Source organism: Streptomyces longwoodensis, assembly GCF_001514125.1.
Lineage (GTDB): Bacteria > Actinomycetota > Actinomycetes > Streptomycetales > Streptomycetaceae > Streptomyces > Streptomyces longwoodensis.
Genome location: NZ_KQ948550.1, coordinates 773,196 through 792,329, shown reverse-complemented (window position 1 = coordinate 792,329; position 19,134 = coordinate 773,196). Strand labels below are relative to the sequence as shown.

Annotated in this window: 16 protein-coding genes; 10 read left to right on the top strand and 6 right to left on the bottom strand. The window is 73.0% G+C overall.

Annotated features, from left to right (window positions below; all coding sequences use genetic code 11):
- Window positions 1-23: 23 nt before the first annotated feature.
- Window positions 24-1,526, bottom strand: a complete 1,503-nt coding sequence (locus tag AQJ30_RS08325) for a cellulose binding domain-containing protein (RefSeq protein WP_079083916.1) — start codon at window positions 1,524-1,526, stop codon at window positions 24-26.
- A 263-nt stretch (window positions 1,527-1,789) separates the two neighbouring features.
- On the opposite strand from AQJ30_RS08325, the gene AQJ30_RS08320 reads away from it, so the two are divergent.
- Together AQJ30_RS08320 and AQJ30_RS08315 are read left to right on the top strand one after the other, a co-directional pair.
- Window positions 1,790-4,705, top strand: coding sequence for a glycoside hydrolase family 48 protein (locus tag AQJ30_RS08320; RefSeq protein ID WP_067230508.1), 2,916 nt, complete (start codon window positions 1,790-1,792; stop codon window positions 4,703-4,705).
- A gap of 164 nt (window positions 4,706-4,869) precedes the next feature.
- Window positions 4,870-7,542 carry a cellulose binding domain-containing protein gene (locus tag AQJ30_RS08315; protein WP_067230506.1) on the top strand — a complete coding sequence of 891 codons (2,673 nt, stop codon included), beginning with the start codon at window positions 4,870-4,872 and terminating at the stop codon, window positions 7,540-7,542.
- A gap of 62 nt (window positions 7,543-7,604) precedes the next feature.
- Here AQJ30_RS08315 and AQJ30_RS08310 read toward each other — a convergent pair whose 3' ends face one another.
- Complete coding sequence (locus tag AQJ30_RS08310; RefSeq protein WP_067230504.1) at window positions 7,605-8,555, bottom strand: helix-turn-helix transcriptional regulator; 951 nt, start codon at window positions 8,553-8,555, stop codon at window positions 7,605-7,607.
- 40 nt (window positions 8,556-8,595) lie between these two features.
- Here AQJ30_RS08310 and AQJ30_RS08305 point away from each other — a divergent pair, with 40 nt between their 5' ends.
- Window positions 8,596-9,075, top strand: coding sequence for a hypothetical protein (locus AQJ30_RS08305; protein WP_067230501.1), 480 nt, complete (start codon window positions 8,596-8,598; stop codon window positions 9,073-9,075).
- Window positions 9,072-9,527 carry a hypothetical protein gene (locus tag AQJ30_RS08300; protein WP_067230499.1) on the top strand — a complete coding sequence of 152 codons (456 nt, stop codon included), beginning with the start codon at window positions 9,072-9,074 and terminating at the stop codon, window positions 9,525-9,527. The genes AQJ30_RS08305 and AQJ30_RS08300 overlap by 4 nt, the downstream gene beginning before the upstream one ends.
- Here AQJ30_RS08300 and AQJ30_RS08295 read toward each other — a convergent pair.
- Window positions 9,517-10,323, bottom strand: coding sequence for a class I SAM-dependent methyltransferase (locus AQJ30_RS08295; RefSeq protein ID WP_067230497.1), 807 nt, complete (start codon window positions 10,321-10,323; stop codon window positions 9,517-9,519). The genes AQJ30_RS08300 and AQJ30_RS08295 overlap by 11 nt on opposite strands.
- 36 nt (window positions 10,324-10,359) lie before the next feature.
- On the bottom strand, window positions 10,360-10,665 hold the full coding sequence (locus AQJ30_RS08290; protein ID WP_067230495.1) for a 4a-hydroxytetrahydrobiopterin dehydratase: 306 nt from the start codon (window positions 10,663-10,665) through the stop codon (window positions 10,360-10,362).
- Between the two features lie 159 nt (window positions 10,666-10,824).
- Here AQJ30_RS08290 and AQJ30_RS08285 point away from each other — a divergent pair, with 159 nt between their 5' ends.
- The 6 genes from AQJ30_RS08285 to AQJ30_RS08260 all read left to right on the top strand — a co-directional run bounded on the left by AQJ30_RS08285 (window position 10,825) and on the right by AQJ30_RS08260 (window position 16,174).
- The gene (locus AQJ30_RS08285; RefSeq protein WP_079083915.1) at window positions 10,825-11,718 is read left to right on the top strand and encodes a helix-turn-helix domain-containing protein; all 894 of its coding nucleotides are present in this window, start codon (window positions 10,825-10,827) and stop codon (window positions 11,716-11,718) included.
- A 109-nt stretch (window positions 11,719-11,827) separates the two neighbouring features.
- Window positions 11,828-12,691, top strand: coding sequence for a helix-turn-helix domain-containing protein (locus AQJ30_RS08280; RefSeq protein ID WP_067230493.1), 864 nt, complete (start codon window positions 11,828-11,830; stop codon window positions 12,689-12,691).
- An 88-nt stretch (window positions 12,692-12,779) separates the two neighbouring features.
- Window positions 12,780-13,595, top strand: coding sequence for an SAM-dependent methyltransferase (locus AQJ30_RS08275; protein ID WP_067230491.1), 816 nt, complete (start codon window positions 12,780-12,782; stop codon window positions 13,593-13,595).
- 124 nt (window positions 13,596-13,719) lie between these two features.
- Entirely contained in the window at window positions 13,720-14,214 is a 495-nt protein-coding gene (narJ, locus tag AQJ30_RS08270; RefSeq protein ID WP_067230489.1) for a nitrate reductase molybdenum cofactor assembly chaperone, read from the top strand.
- 101 nt (window positions 14,215-14,315) lie between these two features.
- Window positions 14,316-14,894 (top strand): TetR/AcrR family transcriptional regulator, encoded by a 579-nt coding sequence (locus AQJ30_RS08265; RefSeq protein ID WP_067230486.1) that lies wholly within the window; start codon window positions 14,316-14,318, stop codon window positions 14,892-14,894.
- A 68-nt stretch (window positions 14,895-14,962) separates the two neighbouring features.
- Window positions 14,963-16,174: a GDSL-type esterase/lipase family protein gene (locus AQJ30_RS08260; RefSeq protein WP_067230485.1), complete on the top strand. Its 1,212-nt coding sequence runs from the start codon at window positions 14,963-14,965 to the stop codon at window positions 16,172-16,174.
- Window positions 16,175-16,224: 50 nt separating this feature from the next.
- Here the strand turns inward: AQJ30_RS08260 and AQJ30_RS08255 are convergent, their stop codons facing one another.
- Window positions 16,225-16,653 carry an OsmC family protein gene (locus AQJ30_RS08255; protein WP_067230482.1) on the bottom strand — a complete coding sequence of 143 codons (429 nt, stop codon included), beginning with the start codon at window positions 16,651-16,653 and terminating at the stop codon, window positions 16,225-16,227.
- A 266-nt stretch (window positions 16,654-16,919) separates the two neighbouring features.
- On the bottom strand, window positions 16,920-18,995 hold the full coding sequence (locus AQJ30_RS08250; RefSeq protein ID WP_425424130.1) for a phage holin family protein: 2,076 nt from the start codon (window positions 18,993-18,995) through the stop codon (window positions 16,920-16,922).
- Window positions 18,996-19,134: the final 139 nt, after the last annotated feature.

Below are 19,134 nucleotides of genomic sequence, written 5' to 3'. Positions count from 1 at the left end.
TTCTTCCGGTGCGGGTGGTGGGGTCATCCGTTCAGGGCGCGCAGGTGATCGCGCAGCCCGGTGCCGTACGCGGTGGGTGTCCCGTCGTAACCGCTGATCAGGGACGGGCCCGAGGAGCAGTCCCAGGTGTTCCAGGTCCAGCCCAGGTACGACAGTCCGTGGTCGTCGAACCACTTCATGACCTGGTCGACGAATCCGTGCGAGCAGGTGTTCTCCCCGATCTCCCCGGCGACCAGCGGCACCTGGGCCGCGACCGGGGCGAGGGTGGAGTTCCAGCAGCTCTCGCTCGCACAGGAGTTGAAGTTGTAGACGTGGTAGGCGGCGGCCAGATTGCCGGTGGGGTCGGTGGGGCGGTGGGTCAGCCACTGGCTCAGGTCGTTGGAGTACGCGAGCCCGCCGGCCAGGATCACGTTGCGCGCGCCGGCCGCCCGTACGGCGTCGACGAGGTCCTGCATGCCGGCGACCTCGTAGCCGATGCCGGGGCAGGTGCCGCCGTCGCGCCAGCACTGCCACGCCTGGGTGGTCGTGGCGGTCGCCCGGTCCGGGTAGGGCTCGTTGAACAGGTCGAACACGACGGCCGGGTCGTTCTTGAAGGTGCCGGCCACCGACGACCAGAAGGCCGGTGCGTACTGCTGGTCGGGCATGGGCTTCTGGCAGGTGGCGTGCACGTCGGTGCAGCCGGCCGAGTTGCCCGTGTACTGGCCCTGGGTCCAGTGCAGTTCGAGGACCGGCGTCATGCCGTGCGCCTCGACGCGCGCCACCAGGTCCTTGACGGCGTCCACGTAGTGCGCGCCGCCGTACTCGGGCTTGATATTGGACAGGCCGAGCCAGCACTCCTCGTTCAGCGGGATGCGGACCGTGTCGGCCTTCCAGCCGGCGATCGCCCCGATCGCGGCGTCGTCGACGGGTCCGTCCCAGATGCCGCGGCCCTGCACGCACATGAACTCGCCGCCGGAGCGGTTCACGCCGAGCAGCCGGTGTGCGGTGCCGCCGGCGTCCACCAGCCGGTTGCCCGCGACGTGCAGCGCGGGCGGTGCGCCCCCGCCGTCCGGCGGACCGGTCGGGGTGGGGGTGGGCGTGGCGGTGGCCGTCGGGGTGGGCGTGCTGCCGCTGTCCACGTTGCAGGTGGTGCCGTTGAGCTTGAACGCCGTCGGTACGGCGTTGGTGCCGGACCTCGACGCCAGGAACCCGGCGCTGACGCTCGCACCGGTGCCGAGCGCGCCGTTGTAGCTCTCGTTGACCGCGGTGACGGTCGTCCCGGACTGGGACCACGTGGCGTTCCAGCCCTGGGTGACCTTCTGTCCGCTCGCGAAGTCGAAGGTCAGTGTCCAACTGCTCAGCGCAGTGGAGTTGTTGGTGATCCGTACGGCGCCCTGGAAGCCGGCGTCCCACTGTCCGGTGACGGAGTACTCCACCGTGCAGAGGGGTGCTGCTCCCTGGGCCGTGACGACCGGCCAGGTGGCGCCCGCGATGAGGGCGACCGAGCCGGCCACGGCTAAAAGTACTGAACGCGGGGGGTGTCGCATGAGCGACTCCTTGCAGATCAGCGCGCCGTGACGGACGCGTCGACTGATGGAACCGCTCCCACTGGTGTCCATGAAGCTAGCGGCAAGCCTCGGCAAAGAACAAGAGAGCAACTGACATTGCTTCGACTTCCGGCGTCGAATCATTTCGATCCTTCGCACACCTTGACCGCTCGTACCCCCATCCCCACTATGGGAGCGCTCCCACTGGTTCAAGGCTTGTCGCTCCTCCCCCCTTCTCCCGAGCCGCAAGGAGGAACCAGCACATGCATCCCCCACGCAGACGCCGCGGGACGCGGCGCCTGTGGACCGCCGCAGTGGCGGCCCTCGCGCTCCCCCTGGCCATGCTCAGCACCGCGTCCACGCCCGCTTCGGCGGCGGCACTCCAGTGCAGCGTGGACTACAAGACCAACGACTGGGGGTCCGGCTTCACCGCGGACCTCACCCTCACCAACCGGGGCACCGACGCCATCAACGGCTGGACCCTGACCTACGCGTACACCGGCAACCAGAAGCTCTCCAACGGCTGGAACGGCAGCTGGTCGCAGTCCGGCACCGGCATCACGGTGAAGAACGCCTCGTACAACGGCACGATCGCCGCCGGCGCGGCGGTCAGCACCGGTGCGCAGTTCACCTACAGCGGCACCAACACGGCCCCGGCCTCGTTCTCGGTCAACGGCACCCCCTGCAACGGCGCGCACCAGCCGCCGGTCACCGTGCTGACCAGCCCCACCGCGGGCGCGGTCTACACGCAGGGCGACGCGGTGCCGCTCGCGGCGACCGCCGCGGCCGCGGACAACGCGACCGTCAGCAAGGTGGAGTTCTACGACAACACCACGCTGCTGGGCACCGACACCAGCGCGCCGTACACCCTGTCGGCCTCTGGGTTGACCGTGGGCAGTCATTCGCTGCTGGCGAAGGCGTACGACAGCCTGGGCGCGTCGGCGGAGTCCACACCGGTCGGCGTCACGGTCGCCGCGGGCCCCTCCGTGGTGGCGTCGACCAACCAACTCGCTGTCCAGCAGGACAAGTCGGCGACCTATGACGTGAAGCTCTCCACGCAGCCGTCGGCGAACGTGACGGTCACCACGGCGCGCACCGGCGGCAACACCGGCCTGTCGGTGAGCGGCGGGGCGAGCCTGACCTTCACCCCGTCGAACTGGAACACCGCCCAGAAGGTGACCATCGCCGCCGACGCCTCCGGCACCGGCGCGGCCACCTTCGAGTCGACGGCCCCGGGCCTGGCGAAGGCGACGGTCACGGTCACCCAGATCGCGGCGACCAAGACCTACGACGCCCGCTTCCTGGACCTCTACGGCAAGATCACCAACCCGGCGAACGGCTACTTCTCCCCCGAGGGCATCCCGTACCACTCGGTGGAGACGCTGATCGTCGAGGCGCCGGACCAGGGCCACGAGACCACGTCGGAGGCGTACAGCTACCTGCTGTGGCTGCAGGCCATGTACGGCAAGGTCACGGGCGACTGGTCCAAGTTCAACGGCGCCTGGGGGATCATGGAGAAGTACATGATCCCGACGCACGCCGACCAGCCGACCAACTCCTTCTACAACGCGTCCAAGCCGGCCACCTACGCGCCGGAGCTGGACACGCCGAACGAGTACCCGGCCAAGCTGGACAGCGGGGTGTCGGTGGGTCCCGACCCGATCGCCGCCGAGCTGAAGAGCGCCTACGGCACGGACGACGTCTACGGCATGCACTGGCTGCAGGACGTCGACAACGTCTACGGCTACGGCAACGAGCCGGGCAAGTGCGAGGCCGGTCCGACTGCCACCGGTCCGTCGTACATCAACACCTTCCAGCGCGGCGTGCAGGAGTCGGTGTGGGAGACGGTGCCGCAGCCGACCTGTGACGCCTTCAAGTACGGCGGCAAGAACGGCTACCTGGACCTGTTCACCGGTGACTCCTCCTACGCCAAGCAGTGGAAGTTCACCAACGCGCCGGACGCCGACGCGCGGGCGGTGCAGGCCGCGTACTGGGCCGACCTGTGGGCCAAGCAGCAGGGCAAGGGGTCCGACGTCTCCGCGACGGTCGCCAAGGCCGCGAAGATGGGCGACTACCTGCGGTACGCGATGTACGACAAGTACTTCAAGAAGATCGGCAACTGCGTCGGTCCGACCGCCTGCCCGGCCGGCACCGGCAAGGACGCCTCGCACTACCTGCTCTCCTGGTACTACGCCTGGGGCGGTGCCACCGACACCAGCGCCGGCTGGGCCTGGCGCATCGGCTCCAGCCACACCCACGGCGGCTACCAGAACCCGCTGGCCGCCTACGCCCTCAGCAACAACGCCGATCTCAAGCCCAAGTCGTCGACGGGCCAGGCGGACTGGGCCAAGTCGCTCCAGCGCCAGCTGGAGTTCTACCGCTGGCTGCAGTCCAACGAGGGCGGCATCGCGGGCGGCGCCACCAACAGCTGGGCGGGCCGGTACGCCACGCCTCCGGCGGGCACGTCGACCTTCTACGGCATGTACTACGACCCGGCGCCCGTCTACCACGACCCGCCGTCCAACCAGTGGTTCGGCTTCCAGGCGTGGTCGATGGAGCGGGTGGCCGAGTACTACCAGCAGACCGGGAACGCCCTGGCGAAGTCGGTCCTCGACAAGTGGGTCGACTGGGCGCTGTCCAAGACCACGGTCAACCCGGACGGCAGCTTCCTGATCCCCTCCACGCTCGAGTGGTCGGGCCAGCCCGACACCTGGAACGCCACCACCCCCGGTGCCAACAGCTCGCTGCACGTCACCGTCGCGGACTACACCAACGACGTCGGCGTGGCCGCCGCGTACGCCAAGACGCTGACGTACTACGCCGCCAAGTCCGGTGACACGGAGGCGAAGACCACGGCGAAGGCGCTCCTGGACGGCATGTGGAAGAACAACCAGGACGCCCTCGGCATCGCGGTCCCGGAGACGCGCACCGACTACAACCGCTTCGACGACGCCGTGTACGTCCCGAGCGGCTGGACGGGCACCATGCCCAACGGTGACGCGATCAGCTCCTCCTCGACCTTCGCCTCGCTGCGGTCCTTCTACAAGAACGACCCGGCCTGGTCGAAGATCGAGAGTTACCTCGCGGGCGGTGCCGCGCCCGTGTTCACGTACCACCGGTTCTGGGCCCAGGCGGACATCGCCCTCGCCATGGGCTCGTACGCGGAGCTCCTCGAGTAGGCCCCGCTCCCGCTCCGCGTGGGGCGCCGGGCGGTCCCCTCCCGCTGTGGGGACCGCCCGGTCGTCACGCCCGGCCCCGGGCCGACCCCCTCTCCCCCAGTTCCTCCCTCTTCCGCATGCGCGCACCCTTCCCTCCCCCCCGGTTCACGAAGAAGGACCCCACCGTGCGAAGAACCCGCATCCTCACGGCCGTGCTGGCGCTCGCCGCCGGCCTGCTCGCGGGCACCCCGCCCGCACTCGCCACCGCCGACGCCCCCGCGGCGCCGGCGCCGCTCGCCGCCGAGTCGTACACCTGGCGCAACGCCCGTATCGACGGCGGCGGTTTCGTCCCCGGCATCGTGTTCAACCGCAAGGAGAAGAACCTCGCCTACGCCCGCACCGACATCGGCGGCGCCTACCGGTGGCAGGAGTCGAGCAGGACCTGGACCCCGCTGCTGGACTCGGTCGGCTGGACCGAGTGGGGCCACACGGGCGTGGTGAGCCTCGCCTCGGACCCCGTCGACCCCGACAAGGTGTTCGCGGCGGTCGGCACGTACACCAACGGCTGGGACCCCACCAACGGGGCGGTACTGCGCTCCGCCGACCGGGGCGCGAGCTGGCGGAAGACCGACCTGCCGTTCAAGCTGGGCGGCAACATGCCGGGCCGGGGCATGGGCGAGCGCCTCGCCGTCGACCCGCACAAGGACAGCGTGCTGTACCTGGGCGCGCCGAGCGGCAAGGGCCTGTGGCGGTCGACGGACGCGGGCGTCACCTGGTCGCAGGTGACGAACTTCCCCAACGTCGGTACGTACGTGCAGGATCCGAGCGACACCAGCGGCTACGCCTCGGACAACCAGGGCATCGTCTGGGTCACCTTCGACGAGTCGACCGGCACCGCCGGCACCGCCACGAAGACGATCTACGTCGGGGTCGCCGACCAGGGCAACGCGGTCTACCGCTCGACGGACGCGGGCGCCACCTGGCAGCGCCTTGCCGGGCAGCCGACGGGACACCTGGCGCACAAGGGCGTGCTGGACGCCGTCAACGGCTACCTGTACGTCGCCTACAGCGACAAGGGCGGCCCCTACGACGGCGGCAAGGGCCGGCTGTACCGGTACGCGACGGCGACCGGCACCTGGACCGACATCAGCCCGGTGGCCGAGGCCGACACCTCCTACGGCTTCAGCGGGCTGACGGTGGACCGGCAGCACCCGGGCACGGTGATGGCGACCGCGTACAGCTCCTGGTGGCCGGACACCCAGATCTTCCGCTCGACGAACAGCGGCGGCACCTGGACGAAGGCGTGGGACTACTCCTCCTACCCCGCCCGCGACAACCGCTACACCATGGACGTCTCCTCGGTGCCCTGGCTCACCTGGGGTGCCAACCCGTCCCCGCCCGAGCAGACACCCAAACTCGGCTGGATGACCGAGTCGTTGGAGATCGACCCGTTCAACTCCGACCGCATGATGTACGGCACGGGCGCGACGATCTACGGCACCGAGGACCTCACGAAGTGGGACAGCGGGGCCAAGTTCACCGTCCGGCCCATGGTGCAGGGCCTGGAGGAGACCGCGGTCAACGACCTCGCCTCGCCCCCGTCGGGCGCCCCGCTGCTCAGCGCGCTCGGTGACGTCGGCGGGTTCCGGCACACGGACCTGGCCAAGGTCCCCGCGATGATGTACACCTCGCCGAACTTCACCACGACCACCAGCCTGGACTACGCCGAGAAGGACCCGAACACGGTGGTCCGGGTCGGCGACCAGGACGCGGGCCCGCACGTGGCGTTCTCCTCGGACAACGGCGCCCACTGGTTCGCCGGCACCGACCCGTCGGGCGTGAGCGGCGGCGGCACGGTGGCCGCGGCGGCCGACGGGAGCCGGTTCGTGTGGAGCCCGCAGGGCACCGGCGTGCAGTACACGACGGGCTTCGGCTCGTCCTGGTCGGCGTCGAGCGGCATCCCGGCGGGCGCGGTAGTGGAGTCGGACCGCGCCGACCCGAAGACCTTCTACGGCTTCAAGTCCGGCAAGTTCTATGTCAGTTCCGACGGCGGCGCGACGTTCACCGCGTCCGCGGCGACCGGGCTGCCGAGCGGTGACAGCGTCCGCTTCAAGGCGCTGCCCGGCATCAAGGGCGACGTCTGGCTGGCGGGCGGCGCGAGCGACGGGGCGTACGGGCTGTGGCACTCCACGGACTCCGGCGCCACCTTCACCCGGCAGTCCGGGGTCGAGCAGGCCGACACGATCGGCTTCGGCAAGGCGGCACCGGGCGCCTCGTACCAGACCCTGTTCACCAGCGCGAAGATCGGCGGGGTGCGGGGCATCTTCCGCTCGACCGACAAGGGCGCGAGCTGGACCCGCGTCAACGACGACGCCCACCAGTGGGGCTGGACCGGCGGGGCCATCACCGGCGACCCGCGGGTCTACGGCCGGGTGTACGTCGCGACCAACGGCCGCGGCATCGTCTACGGCGACACCTCCGACACCGGGGGCGGCTCCGACGGGGGCGGCGGCACGGACCCGACGCCCACCCCGACGGGTGCCTGCACGGTGACGTACAAGGTCACCAACCAGTGGTCGGGCGGCTTCCAGGCCGACGTGCAGCTGACCAACTCCGGGACGGGTGCCTGGTCCGGCTGGTCGCTGGGCTGGACCTTCGCGGACGGCCAGAAGGTCTCCCAGGCGTGGAACGCCGAGCACACCCAGACGGGTGCGGCGGTGACCGTGAAGAACGTCGGCTGGAACGCCGACGTGGCGGCCGGCGCGTCGGTCGGCTTCGGCTTCACGGGCAGCTGGTCGGGGACCAACACGAGACCGACGGCGTTCACGCTGGGCGGCCGCACCTGCACGACCGGCTGACCACCGGGACGCCCCGACGGGGGGAGGGCGCGTGCCACTGTGGCCCGCGCCCTTCGGCGCTCCTACGGCTCGCCGTAGCGGCGGGCCAGTTCCGTCGCCGTGCGGGCGATCCGCTCGCGCAGTTCCGGCGGGTCGAGGACCTCGACGTCCGCGCCCAGGCGCAGGAACTCGCCGTGGGCGTGGTCCAGCGACTCGACGGGCACCTCGGCGACGGTCCAGCCGTCGGCGTCCGTCCGCCCGTGGGCGCGGACCGCGGCGTCCGCGGGGCCGGTCAGCCGGACCCCGGGGGCGATCCTGACCCGGGCGCGGGACCGGTACAGCCGGTCGTGGAAGTCCCGTTGGTACCCCGCCCACCAGGCGGCCAGGTCGAAGGCCTCGGGCCGGGCGAACTCCTCGTCGCCGACGGCGAGTTCGAGGATCTGGTCGACGCGGTAGGTGCGCGGTCCCGGTCCGGCCACGACGTACCAGCGGCCCGCCTTGAGCACCAGCCCGTACGGCTCCCACCGCCGCCGCACGTCAGTGGGCTCGCGCCAGCGCCGGTAGGTGACGTGCAGGACGCGGCCGTTCCAGACGGCGTCGGCGACGGCGGGCAGGTGGGGGATCGGGTCGGCGTCGGTGTACCAGCCGGGCGCGTCCAGGTGGAAGCGGCCGCTGATCCGGTCGGCGTGGACGCGCAGCGCGGACGGCAGCGCGGCGCGCACCTTGAGCTGCGCCGCGGCCAGGACCGGGCCGAGGCCCAGCTGGGCGGCGGGGCCGGGCGCGCCGGACAGGAACAGCGCCTCGGCCTCGTCGGCGGTCAGTCCGGTCAGCCGGGTGCGGTAGCCGTCGAGCAGCCGGTAGCCGCCGGCGTGGCCCGCGTCGCCGTACAGCGGGACCCCGGCGGCGCCCAGCGCCTCGACGTCCCGGTACACGGTGCGCACCGAGACCTCCAGCTCCTCGGCGAGCTGGGCGGCGGTCATTCGGCCCCGGGTCTGGAGCAGCAGGAGGATCGAGACGAGCCGACTGGACTTCACTGACACAGGATGTCAGGGAAGGCGCCCTAGCGTCGCGGTCATGGCCTTCACGGAGAAACTGCTGACCGTGCCACCGCCGATCGAGGTGGCCGGGCGGCACATCAAGCGCTACCACGTCACCGCCGATCCGTCGGGGATCGCACCCGAGGTGCAGGACGCCGCCCACGCCGTCCTGCCGACCCTCCTCCCGGAGCCGGACGGCACCCCGCCGGCGACGTTCGTCGTGCTGCACCGCGGGGGCGACGACGGCGCCTACCTGAACGTCTACAGCTGGGTCTGGGACAACGTCCTGCACTTCCGGGGTGCGGCGGCCGGCCAGCCGGTGCTCGGCTGCCCCGACCGCGACCCCACCCACTTCGTTCCCGTGGAGCGCCCCTGGATCGGCTGCGTGTGGGAGCTGCCGCCGATCCAGCACGAGCGCGACGCCTGGGTGCGTCATCTGCTCGCCCCCGACACCCCCGACCTGGACGCCTACCTCGTCGACAGCCTGCCCGAGGGCACGACGGGAGACCGCGCGTGAGCGGCCCGCACGACTTCGACTTCCTCCACGGCGACTGGCGGGTCCGCAACCGCCGCCGCACCGACTTCCTCGACCCGGACAGCGCCTGGGAGGAGTTCCAGGGCACGACCCGGTGCCGGCCGCTGTTCGACGGGGCGGCGAACATCGACGAGATCGACATGCCGCACCTCGGCCGGCGGGGCGCGACCCTGCGGCTGTTCGACCCGGCGGCCCGGCAGTGGTCGCTGTACTGGGCGTCCAGCGGCACCGGCCTGCTCTACCCGCCCGTCACGGGACGGTTCGAGGACGGACGAGGCGAGTTCCACGGCGCGGACGTCCACGACGGCGAGGACGTGCGCGTCCGGTACGTGTGGTCGGGCACCTCCCCCACCACGGCCCGCTGGGAGCAGGCGTTCTCGCTGGACGGGGGCACGACCTGGGTGACCAACTGGATCATGGAGTTCACCCGGTAGCCGGCCCGGTCGGGCCCGCGGGCTCCTCGGACCCCACGACCCCGGCGGACCCCGCGGCCGGCTTCCGGAACGCCCGGACCGTGAAAACCGGGTCCGGCCGGGGCCGGTCCTGGTCGGGCAGGGCCGCGAGGCGCGCGGCGAAGCCGTCGGCCAGGGGGTGGCCGGGCGGCAGCGTCACGAACCAGCCGCGCCGCAGGTCGGCGAGGGCCCGCCGGGGGCTGCGGCCCTGGCCCCGGCCGGTGAATCGGGCCCGCCCCGCCGGGCGCAGGCCGCTCTCCGCGCCGTACGCCTCGACGAGCGCGGCCGCGTCGGTCGCCTCCCGGGCCGGCCGGTCGGCCAGGACGACATCGATGTCGCTCCCCACGTTGTGCGCGGCGCCCTTGTCGACGGTGGTGACCCAGACGCCGCCGGGGCGCAGCACGCGGGCGCACTCGGCGACCACGCGCCGCACGTCGTGGCCGTCGTCGAACAGGTGCAGCAGCCAGACGCTGCTGACCGCGTCGAACGTGCCGTCCGGGAAGGGCAGCCGGCGGCTGTCGGCGACCACGACCGCGTCCGGCAGCCGGGCGGCGGCCCTGCGCGCCATCGCGGGCGAGAGGTCGACGCCGGTGACCCGGGTGCCGGGCCGGGCGGCCGCGAGCCTGCGGGTGACGATGCCGGTGCCGCAGGCGAGGTCCAGCAGGCGGCGCGCGTCGTGCGGCACCAGGTCCAATACCGCCGCGGCGGCCGCCTCGGCCCGGGGCTCACCGCCGCGCAGGCCGTCGTAGGCCGCGGCCTCCTCGTCGTAGTCGAGCACTCTGGCTCTCCCCCCGTCCGGCGCCGGTCCGCCGGGTCACTCCGCGCCGTGGCCGGGGGCCAGGGCGGCGACCCGGCGGGCCAGCTCGAAGTCCCGTTCCGTCAGGGCGCCCCCGGCGCTGTGGGTGTGCACGGCGAGGGTCACGGTGTCGTAGCCGAGGGTCAGGTCGGAGTGGTGGTCGAGTGCGTCCTGCACCTGCGCGACGTGGACGACCAGGGCCGTGGCGGCGAAGTGGGAGCCGAGGCGGTACGTGCGGGTGAGCCGGCCGCCGTCGACGGACCAGCCGGGCAGCTCGGCGAGCCGGTCCTCGGTCTCCTTCTCGGACAGCGGTTCGACGGCCATGGACAGGCTCCCTTCCCGGGTGTCGCGTACCGTCCCAGCGTGCCACAGGCGGGACGCCACGGACCTGGTCGTTCCGGGAGCCCAGTCGGGCGGAGTCGAGGGGAGCTGCGCAGGTGCGGCGGGCCGCACCGGCGCGGGCCACGGACTACCGTCGTCCCCATGACCACCGTCGCGACCGGCTCGACCGCCCCCGGCACCCCGGCCCCCGGCTCCGCCCGCTCCGCCGCCCGTGTCCCCGCGCTCGCCGCCCCGCCCGGGCCGGCCCCGGCCGAGCAGGGCGTGGGCCCGCTGCTGCGGGCCTGGCGGGAGCGGCGGCGGCTCAGCCAGCTGGAGTTGGCGCTGCGGGCGGACTCGTCGGCCCGGCACATCAGCTTCGTGGAGACCGGCCGCTCCCGGCCCAGCGAGGAGATGGTGCTGCGGCTGGCCGAGCACCTGGACGTGCCGGTCCGCGAGCGCAACGCCCTGCTGCTGGCGGCGGGTTACGCCCCGCACTACCCGCAGACCCCCCTGGACGACCCGGCGCTGGACGCGCTGCGCGAGGGCATGGAGCGGCTGATCCGGGGCTACGAGCCGTACCCGGCGCTGGTCGTCGACCGGCTGTACGACGTGCAGGCCGCCAACCGGGGCATCACCCTGCTGCTGGAGGGCGTGCCCGAGTCCCTGCTGCGGCCCCCGCTCAACGCGATGCGCCTGACGCTGCACCCCGAGGGCCTCGCGCCGCGCATCCGCAACCTGCGGGCCTGGCGCGGGCACCTGCTGCACCAGATGGAGCGGCAGATCGCGCTGCACCGCTCCCCCGAACTGCGGGCGCTGTACGAGGAGGTGGCGGCCTACCCGGTGCCGGAGCCCCGGCCGGGCGAGGAACCGGACGAGCCGGTCGCGTACTTCGCGCTGCCGATGGTGATCGAGCACGGCGGCCGGACGCTGTCGTTCGTGTCGTCGATCTCCACGTTCAACACACCCATGGACGTCACCGTCGCCGAGCTGGCCATCGAGACGTTCCTGCCGGCCGACCCGGCCACGGTGAAGTACCTGCACTCGCTCGGGATCTGACGTCATGTCAGAGAACGACGCGTTCCGGCGGCCGTCCTGCGGCCCTGTGAGACTGCCAGGGGAACATGACACACTGCTCGCGTGTCTCGACACGTAGGGGAGACGTGGCGTGAGTGAACGGCGGCCCGCACCCACCGTGGGTCAGGTGGTCCTGGGCAGGCGACTCCAGGAGTTGCGCGAGGCGGCCGGCCTGGGCCGCGAGGAAGCGGCGGCGGCGCTGCGCGTGGCGCCCGCGACGGTGCGCCGCATGGAGACGGCCGACGTCGCGCTGAAGGTCCCGTACGTGCAGGTGCTGCTGGAGACGTACGGCGTGTCCGAGGACGAGGTCGCCACCTTCGTGGAGCTCGTCGAGGAGGCCAACCGGCCGGGCTGGTGGCAGCGCTTCCACGACGTGCTGCCGGACTGGTTCAGCCTGTACGTGAGCCTGGAGGGCGCGGCCCGGCTGATCCGCTCCTACGAGCCGCACTTCGTGCCCGGGCTGCTGCAGACCCCGGCGTACGCGCGGGCCGTCCTGGAGGCGGGGACGATCGGGCAGACCTCCCCCGAGGCCATCGAACGGCACGTGACGCTGCGCATGGAGCGCCAGCGGCTGCTGGACGGGCCCTCCCCGCCGCACCTGTGGGTGGTGATGGACGAGACGGTGCTGCGCCGCCCGGTGAGCATCGACCCCACGGTGATGCGCGACCAGCTGGACCGGCTGCTGGAGTTCACCGAGCGGGACCGGATCACGCTGCAGATCGCCGAGTTCGACGACGGACCGCATCCGGGGACGTCCGCGCCGTTCTCCCTGTTCCGCTTCGCCGAGCCCGAACTGCCCGACATGGTGGTGACCGAGTACCTGACGGGCGCGCTGTACCTGGACTCGCGCAAGGAGGTCTCCGCGCACCTGGAGGTCCTCGACCACATGACCACCCACGCCGCGTCGGCGCAGCGCACCAAGGACGTGCTGCGCAAGGTCCGCGCGAACTTCTGACACCGCCCCGGCAACCACCCGACGCCGGCCGACCCCGCCGGACCAGCCGACCGGGCCGGTCCGGCCGACCCCAGGGAGTGAACCGCACATGTCCGGAACCGACGCCGCGCAGCCGGCCGTCGACACCAGCCGACCGCACCCGGCCCGGGTGTACGACTGGTGGCTCGGCGGCAAGGACAACTACCCCGTGGACGAGGAGCTGGCCCGCCGCATCCTCGCCGTCGACGGCACGGTGCTGCGCGGGGCGCGCGCCAACCGGCGCTTCATGCAGCGCGCGGTGCGCACCGTCGCTGAGGCCGGGATCCGCCAGTTCCTCGACATCGGCACGGGCATCCCCACCGAGCCGAACCTGCACCAGGTGGCCCAGTCCGTGACGCCCGAGGCGACGGTCGTGTACGCGGACAACGACCCGATCGTGCTGCGCCACGCCGAGGCCCTGCTGCGGGGCACCCCGGAGGGGTCCACCCAGTACGTGCACGCCGACGTCCGGGACGTCGACACGCTGCTGTCGCGGGCCGCCGACGCGCTGGACCTGGACCGTCCGGTCGCGCTGTCCCTGGTGGCCCTGACCCACTACCTGGGGGACGACCCGGAGGGGGACGACGTGTACGGGCTGCTCGCCCGCTACGTGGACGCGCTCGCCCCCGGCAGCTACCTGATCCTTTCCCAGGTCACCCCCGATCTGAGCCCGGAGGCCATCGAGAAGGCCGCGGACAGCTTCCGCCGGTCCGGGACCCCGTTCCACCCGCGCTCCCTGAGCGAGTTCTCCCGGTTCTTCGCGGGTCTGGAACTGCTCGGCCCGGGGGTGATCCCGGTGTCGGGCTGGCGCCCGGAGCCGGTGGACGTCGCGATCCAGGCGGAGGGCATCGTGCCCGTGTACGCGGGCGTGGCGCGCAAGCCCTGACGCGTCCCTGCCGGGTACCCGTACGGGTGCTGTGAACGGGTGTGCTCCCGCGCCCGCCCCTAGGTTGGCTGGGCAGGGGGGTGAGTGAGGGGGCGCGGGTGCCCGCCGACAGCAAGGAGCCGTGATGCCCTCGGACCAGGTGCTGTACCAGGCCGCCGCGCTGTGTCTGACCTACCCGGACGACGACCTGCACGCACGGCTCCCCCTGGTGCGCGAAGCGGCGCCCCAGCTGCGCCAGTTCACCGACCACGCGGCCGTGACCCCGCTGCGGGAGCTGGCTGCGCACTACACGGAGGTCTTCGACGCCGGGAACCGGTACGGCCTGTACCTGAGCCGGTGGCAGGACGGCGACACCCAGCGGCGCGGGACGTCGCGGGTGCGCTGCGCGGAGGCCTACCGGGCGTACGGCTTGGAGTGCAGCGGCGGGGAAGTGCCGGACTACCTGCCCGCGGTGCTGGAGTTCACCGCCCGCACCGGCGACACGGGCCTGCTGACCGAGTACCGCGACGGGGTGCACCGGCTCCGCACCCGGCTGACCGAGGCCGGCACACCGTACGCGTCCGTCCTGGCCGCGGTGTGCGCCACCCTGCCGACCGCATGCACCGAGGGACCACACTGACAGCATCCCCGTGGCCTACGCCTCTCAAATATTTGCCTATAGCCTGTAGGAAGATGCACACTACCTATAGGCAAGCAGGCAGGTAGCGGGAGAGGAACCCCATGGCGCGCGTCGGACTCACCCCGGAGCGGCTCGCCCGGGCGGGCGCGGAGCTCGCGGACGAGGTCGGCTTCGACCAGGTCACCGTGTCCGCGCTCGCGCGGCGGTTCGACGTCAAGGCGGCGAGCCTGTACGCGCACGTGCGCAGCTCCCAGGACCTGCGCACCCGGATCGCCCTGCTCGCCCTGGAGGAACTCGCCGACCGCGCCGCCGACGCGCTCGCCGGGCGGGCCGGCAAGGACGCCCTGACCGCGCTGGCCAACGTCTACCGGGACTACGCCCGGGAGCACCCCGGCCGGTACGCGGCGGCCCAGCTGCGGCTCGACCCGGAGACCGCCGCCGCGAGCGCGGGCGTGCGGCACGCCCAGATGACCCGCGCGCTGCTGCGCGGCTACGCCCTGACCGAGCCGGACCAGACCCACGCGGTCCGGCTGCTGGGCAGCGTCTTCCACGGCTACGTCAGCCTGGAACTGGCCGGCGGCTTCAGCCACAGCGCACCCGACAGCCAGCAGTCCTGGACCCGCGTCCTGGACGCGCTCGACGCGCTGCTGCGTAACTGGCCCGCGCCCACCGCCCCCTAGCCCACCCCACGCCCCACTCACCCGAGGGCCTTCCCCCGTGAGCCCCCTCGTCAACGGATCGAATCGACATGCCCACCGACTGGATCACCACTCCCCTCACCGCCGACCTGCTGCGCGGCGCCCTCGACCTGGAGCACACCGAGGACGGTCTGCTGCCCCACCGGCTGCCCGCCCGGGCCCGTGCGCAGGCCGCGGACCCCCAGCTCGGCCTGGCCGAGGAACAGCCCTCCGGCGTACGGCTGGTGTTCCGCACCCGGGCCACCGCGGTGGAGCTGGACACCCTGCCCGTCAAGCGCGCCTATGACGGCGCGCCGGCCCGCCCCGACGGCGTCTACGACCTGCTGGTCGACGGCCGGCCCGCCGGGCGGGCCACGGTGGCCGGCGGCGACACCCTGACCGTGGACCTGACCAGCGGCGCCACCGCGTACCGCCGCGGCCCCGTCGGCACCGCCCGCTTCACGGGCCTGCCCGCCGAGGACAAGACGGTGGAACTCTGGCTGCCGCACAACGAGATGACCCGGCTGCTCGCGCTGCGCACCGACGCCCCCGTCGAGCCCGCGCCCGCCGACGGGCGCCCGGTGTGGCTGCACCACGGCAGCTCCATCAGCCACGGCTCCGACGCGGCGAGCCCCAGCACCACCTGGCCCGCGCTGGCCGCCCGGCTCGGCGGCGTGGAGCTGATCAACCTGGGGCTCGCCGGCAGTGCCCTGCTGGACCCGTTCACCGCACGGGCGATGCGCGACACCCCGGCCGACCTGATCAGCGTCAAGCTCGGCATCAACGTGGTCAACACCGACCTGATGCGGCTGCGCGCCTTCGGCCCCGCCGTGCACGGCTTCCTCGACACCCTGCGCGACGGTCACCCGGACACCCCGCTGCTGGTGGTCTCGCCGTTGCTGTGCCCGATCCACGAGGACACCCCGGGCCCCACCGCGTACGACTTCTCCGCGCTGGCCGAGGGGCGCCTGCGGTTCCGGGCCACCGGGGACCCGGCCGAGCGCGCCGCCGGGAAGCTGACGCTGACCGTCGTACGGGAGGAGCTGTCCCGGATCGTGGCGGAGCGGTCGGCCGAGGACCCGCACCTGCACTACCTCGACGGGCTCGAGCTGTACGGCGAGGCCGACGCCGCCGAGCTGCCGCTGCCGGACGACCTGCACCCGGACGCCGAGACCCACCGCCGCATCGGCGAGCGCTTCGCCGAACGGGTCTTCGCGGAGGGGCCGTTCGCCGGGCAGCACGCCCCGCGGCCCGATCGGTCCGGCAGCGCGACGCCGCGCTAGGCCGTCCCCCGCGGCGGGCCGCCCCGGGGGACGGCCCGCCGCGGCGCGGTTCAGGCCAGCTTCGCCGACAGGGTGATCGGCACGGCCTTCAGGGCCTGGCTGACCGGGCAGCCCGTCTTGGCCTCCTCGGCGACGGAGGCGAAGGTGTCGCCGTCGATGCCGGGGACCGTGCCCTCGACGGTGAGGTGGATGCCGGTGATGCCCTCGCCCGGCTGGAACGTCACGTCGGCGGAGGTGACCAGCCGGGTGGGCGGGGTGCCGGCCTTGGCGAGCATGTTGGAGAAGGCCATGGAGAAGCAGCTGGAGTGGGCGGCCGCGATCAGCTCCTCGGGGCTGGTCTTCCCGTCCGCGTCCTGGGCGCGGGAGGCCCAGGTGACCGGCTGCTCGCCGATGGCGCCGGAGGAGTCGAAGGTGACGACGCCGTTGCCCTCGAGCAGGTCGCCTTCCCAGACGGTGTGTGCGGAGCGCGTGGTAGCCACGATTCTTCCTTCTTTCCCTGGATCGTCGGTCGTCGGTCGATCTCCGGGTCCCGTCGTCGGGGACCCGTACCCCATCCGATCACATCCGGGCCCCGGTACGGCGAACAGCGGGCCAACGGCCCGGTGGCCGCGCCGTCCGCCTCACCGGACCCGGAACACCGGCCCCCGCGGGGTGAAGGGCAACAGGCGGCCCTGCGGGACCAGGTAGGCGTGCTCCCGCCGCACCCGGAGCGTGTCCCTGCGGAAGGGTGCGGGCGGAGCCCGGGTCAGGCCGCGTGTTCCTCCCGTTCCGTCTCCGCCGCCTCCACCGGCACCTCCGGCCCGTTCGACTCGCGCAGCCAGCGGCGCAGCACGTGGTGCACCTGCTCGGCCCCGGCCAGGTCCTCCCCGTCGGCCACCGGCGCGGACAGGGCCAGCGGGGAGAGCAGGAAGGGGCGGGCCTGGGCGCCGCCGAGGCCGCCGTGGGAGCCGATCTGCTCCTCGAACGCCAGGACCTCGCCGTCGGCCGGGTCGTGGAAGGAGTTGATCATGATGTCGGCGGTGTGCGGGAAGGAGTGCGTGCGGCGCACCGCGTCGGCGGCGCCCGCCCCGAACGACGCGAGGGGCCCCTGTCCGTCCTTCAGTTCGTCCACCGGGATCCGCGCGCCGTGCGCGCCGAGCACCAGCCCGCCGTGCTCCTCGCTGCGCACGAGCAGGAAGCCGATGCCGGGGTGGTGGGCAAGGGTGGTGAGCAGGGCGGGGTGACGGGCGTCGATCTCCTCCTCGCTCATGCGGTGCGGCACGTCCGGGAAGGACACCAGGCCGAGGTTGCCGGAGGCCAGGACGACGGGCTCGGAGCGGCGGGTGGGCCGGTGGCGCTCCTCGCGCTCCTTGACGGGCCACCGGCGCAGGGCGGCACGGACGGCGGCGCGGGCCTCGGTGCCGCTGCGGGTGCGCTCGGCCCGGCGCGGCACGGGCAGTCCGCAGCCGGCCCGCACCAGGTCGGCGAGGGTCAGGCCGTAGCGGGAGCGGAAGGTCTCGCCGGGGCTCTGCCCGTGGTCGGACAGGACGACGACGCGGTAGGGCCGGGGGGCGTGCTCGGCGACCTTCTCGACGAGGGCGAGCGAGCGGTCGAGGCGGGCGAGGACCTTCTCGGCGTCCCGGCTGAGCGGTCCGGAGTGGTGGGCGACCTCGTCGTAGGCGACCAGGTCGGCGTAGACGGCGGTGCGGCCGGCCAGCATGTCGCCCATGACGGCGGCCACCACGACGTCCCGCTCGACGACGGTCGCGAAGGCCCGCACGAACGGGTACAGGCCGGCCCGGGACACACGCGGACGGCGCTTCTCCAGGCGGGCCCGGGTGGACTGGACGATCTCCCGGCCGACCTCGGCGACGAAGGACAGCGCGGTGCGCACCGCGTTGGCCGGGTCGGAGAAGTAGGCGAAGTAGCCGGCCCGGGAGCGGGTGTCGCGGCCGCGGCGGCCGATCGCTATGGACAGCACGAGGGCCTGCTCGTCGGCGCCGCCGCCGAAGAGGTTGCCGCGGCTGGCGCCGTCGGCGGTCAGCAGTCCGCCGTCGCCCGTGTGCGCCGTGGCGCGGCGCTGGAGTTCGGCGGCGCTGGTCGGGCGGTTGCAGACCATCACCTCGCCGCGGTCCTTCTCGTACCAGCGGAAGGCGGGGACGTCGTGGTTGGAGCCGTGCAGGATGCCGAGCTGGCTGGCGCCGGTCTGGCTGGACCAGTCGGTGCGCCAGGGCGTGAGCCGGTGCGTGGCGGCGGGCTGCCGGCGCACGGGCCCGTCGGGGTGGCCCAGCCAGCGGGCGATCGTGGGCATCAGGCCCTTGCCGACGGCCGTGAGCAGCACGTCGTGGCCGACGCCGTCGAGCTGGAGGAACAGGGTGCCGTGGGTGGGCGGACAGGCCGGCGTGGTGCCCCGGCGGCGGTCGGCGAGGCGGTACAGCCGGCGCCGGTAGGCGTCGTCGTCGCGCACGACCAGCGCACCGCCGGTCGCGGAGGCGACGGCGGACATGACGGCGGCGACGATCACGGCGGTCTCCGGTGCCGCCTCGCTCTGCCCGGAGGGGTTCAGGCGCAGGGCGACCAGCAGGAGGGAGCCGTTGAGGAAGAACACCAGCAGGCCCAGCACGAGGGCCGGGACCAGCAGCAGGAGCCGGACGAGCAGCGGCCAGACGACCGCCGACAGCACACCGAAGACACCGGCGGCGACGGCGGCCGTCACGGCTATGGTGGTGGCGCTGTCGCCGTCGGGGGACTGCAGCCGGAAGTCCGGCAGGATGCCGGCCAGCGCGAGCATCGTGACCGTCGAGACGCCCCACACCGCGGCGCTCCGCCCGATCTGGGACACGGCCCGCCGCCACCGCCCTCCAAGCACGCCCTGCCCACCTCGCACGTCCCCGGCCCGCCTGTCGAGGGGCCCTGTTCACCATCCCCCAGACTGTCACACCGGCCGACGGGCACCGGGGCCCTCCGGGGGCTGGGGTCGT

Excerpts from the sequence above, each read along its gene's own strand:
- AQJ30_RS08325 (WP_079083916.1), bottom strand. The coding sequence starts at position 1,526 with ATGCGACACCCCCCGCGTTCAGTACTTTTAGCCGTGGCCGGCTCGGTC.
- AQJ30_RS08320 (WP_067230508.1), top strand. The coding sequence starts at position 1,790 with ATGCATCCCCCACGCAGACGCCGCGGGACGCGGCGCCTGTGGACCGCC.
- AQJ30_RS08305 (WP_067230501.1), top strand. The coding sequence starts at position 8,596 with ATGGCCTTCACGGAGAAACTGCTGACCGTGCCACCGCCGATCGAGGTG.
- AQJ30_RS08290 (WP_067230495.1), bottom strand. The coding sequence starts at position 10,665 with ATGGCCGTCGAACCGCTGTCCGAGAAGGAGACCGAGGACCGGCTCGCC.
- AQJ30_RS08285 (WP_079083915.1), top strand. The coding sequence starts at position 10,825 with ATGACCACCGTCGCGACCGGCTCGACCGCCCCCGGCACCCCGGCCCCC.
- AQJ30_RS08275 (WP_067230491.1), top strand. The coding sequence starts at position 12,780 with ATGTCCGGAACCGACGCCGCGCAGCCGGCCGTCGACACCAGCCGACCG.
- narJ (WP_067230489.1), top strand. The coding sequence starts at position 13,720 with ATGCCCTCGGACCAGGTGCTGTACCAGGCCGCCGCGCTGTGTCTGACC.
- AQJ30_RS08265 (WP_067230486.1), top strand. The coding sequence starts at position 14,316 with ATGGCGCGCGTCGGACTCACCCCGGAGCGGCTCGCCCGGGCGGGCGCG.
- AQJ30_RS08260 (WP_067230485.1), top strand. The coding sequence starts at position 14,963 with ATGCCCACCGACTGGATCACCACTCCCCTCACCGCCGACCTGCTGCGC.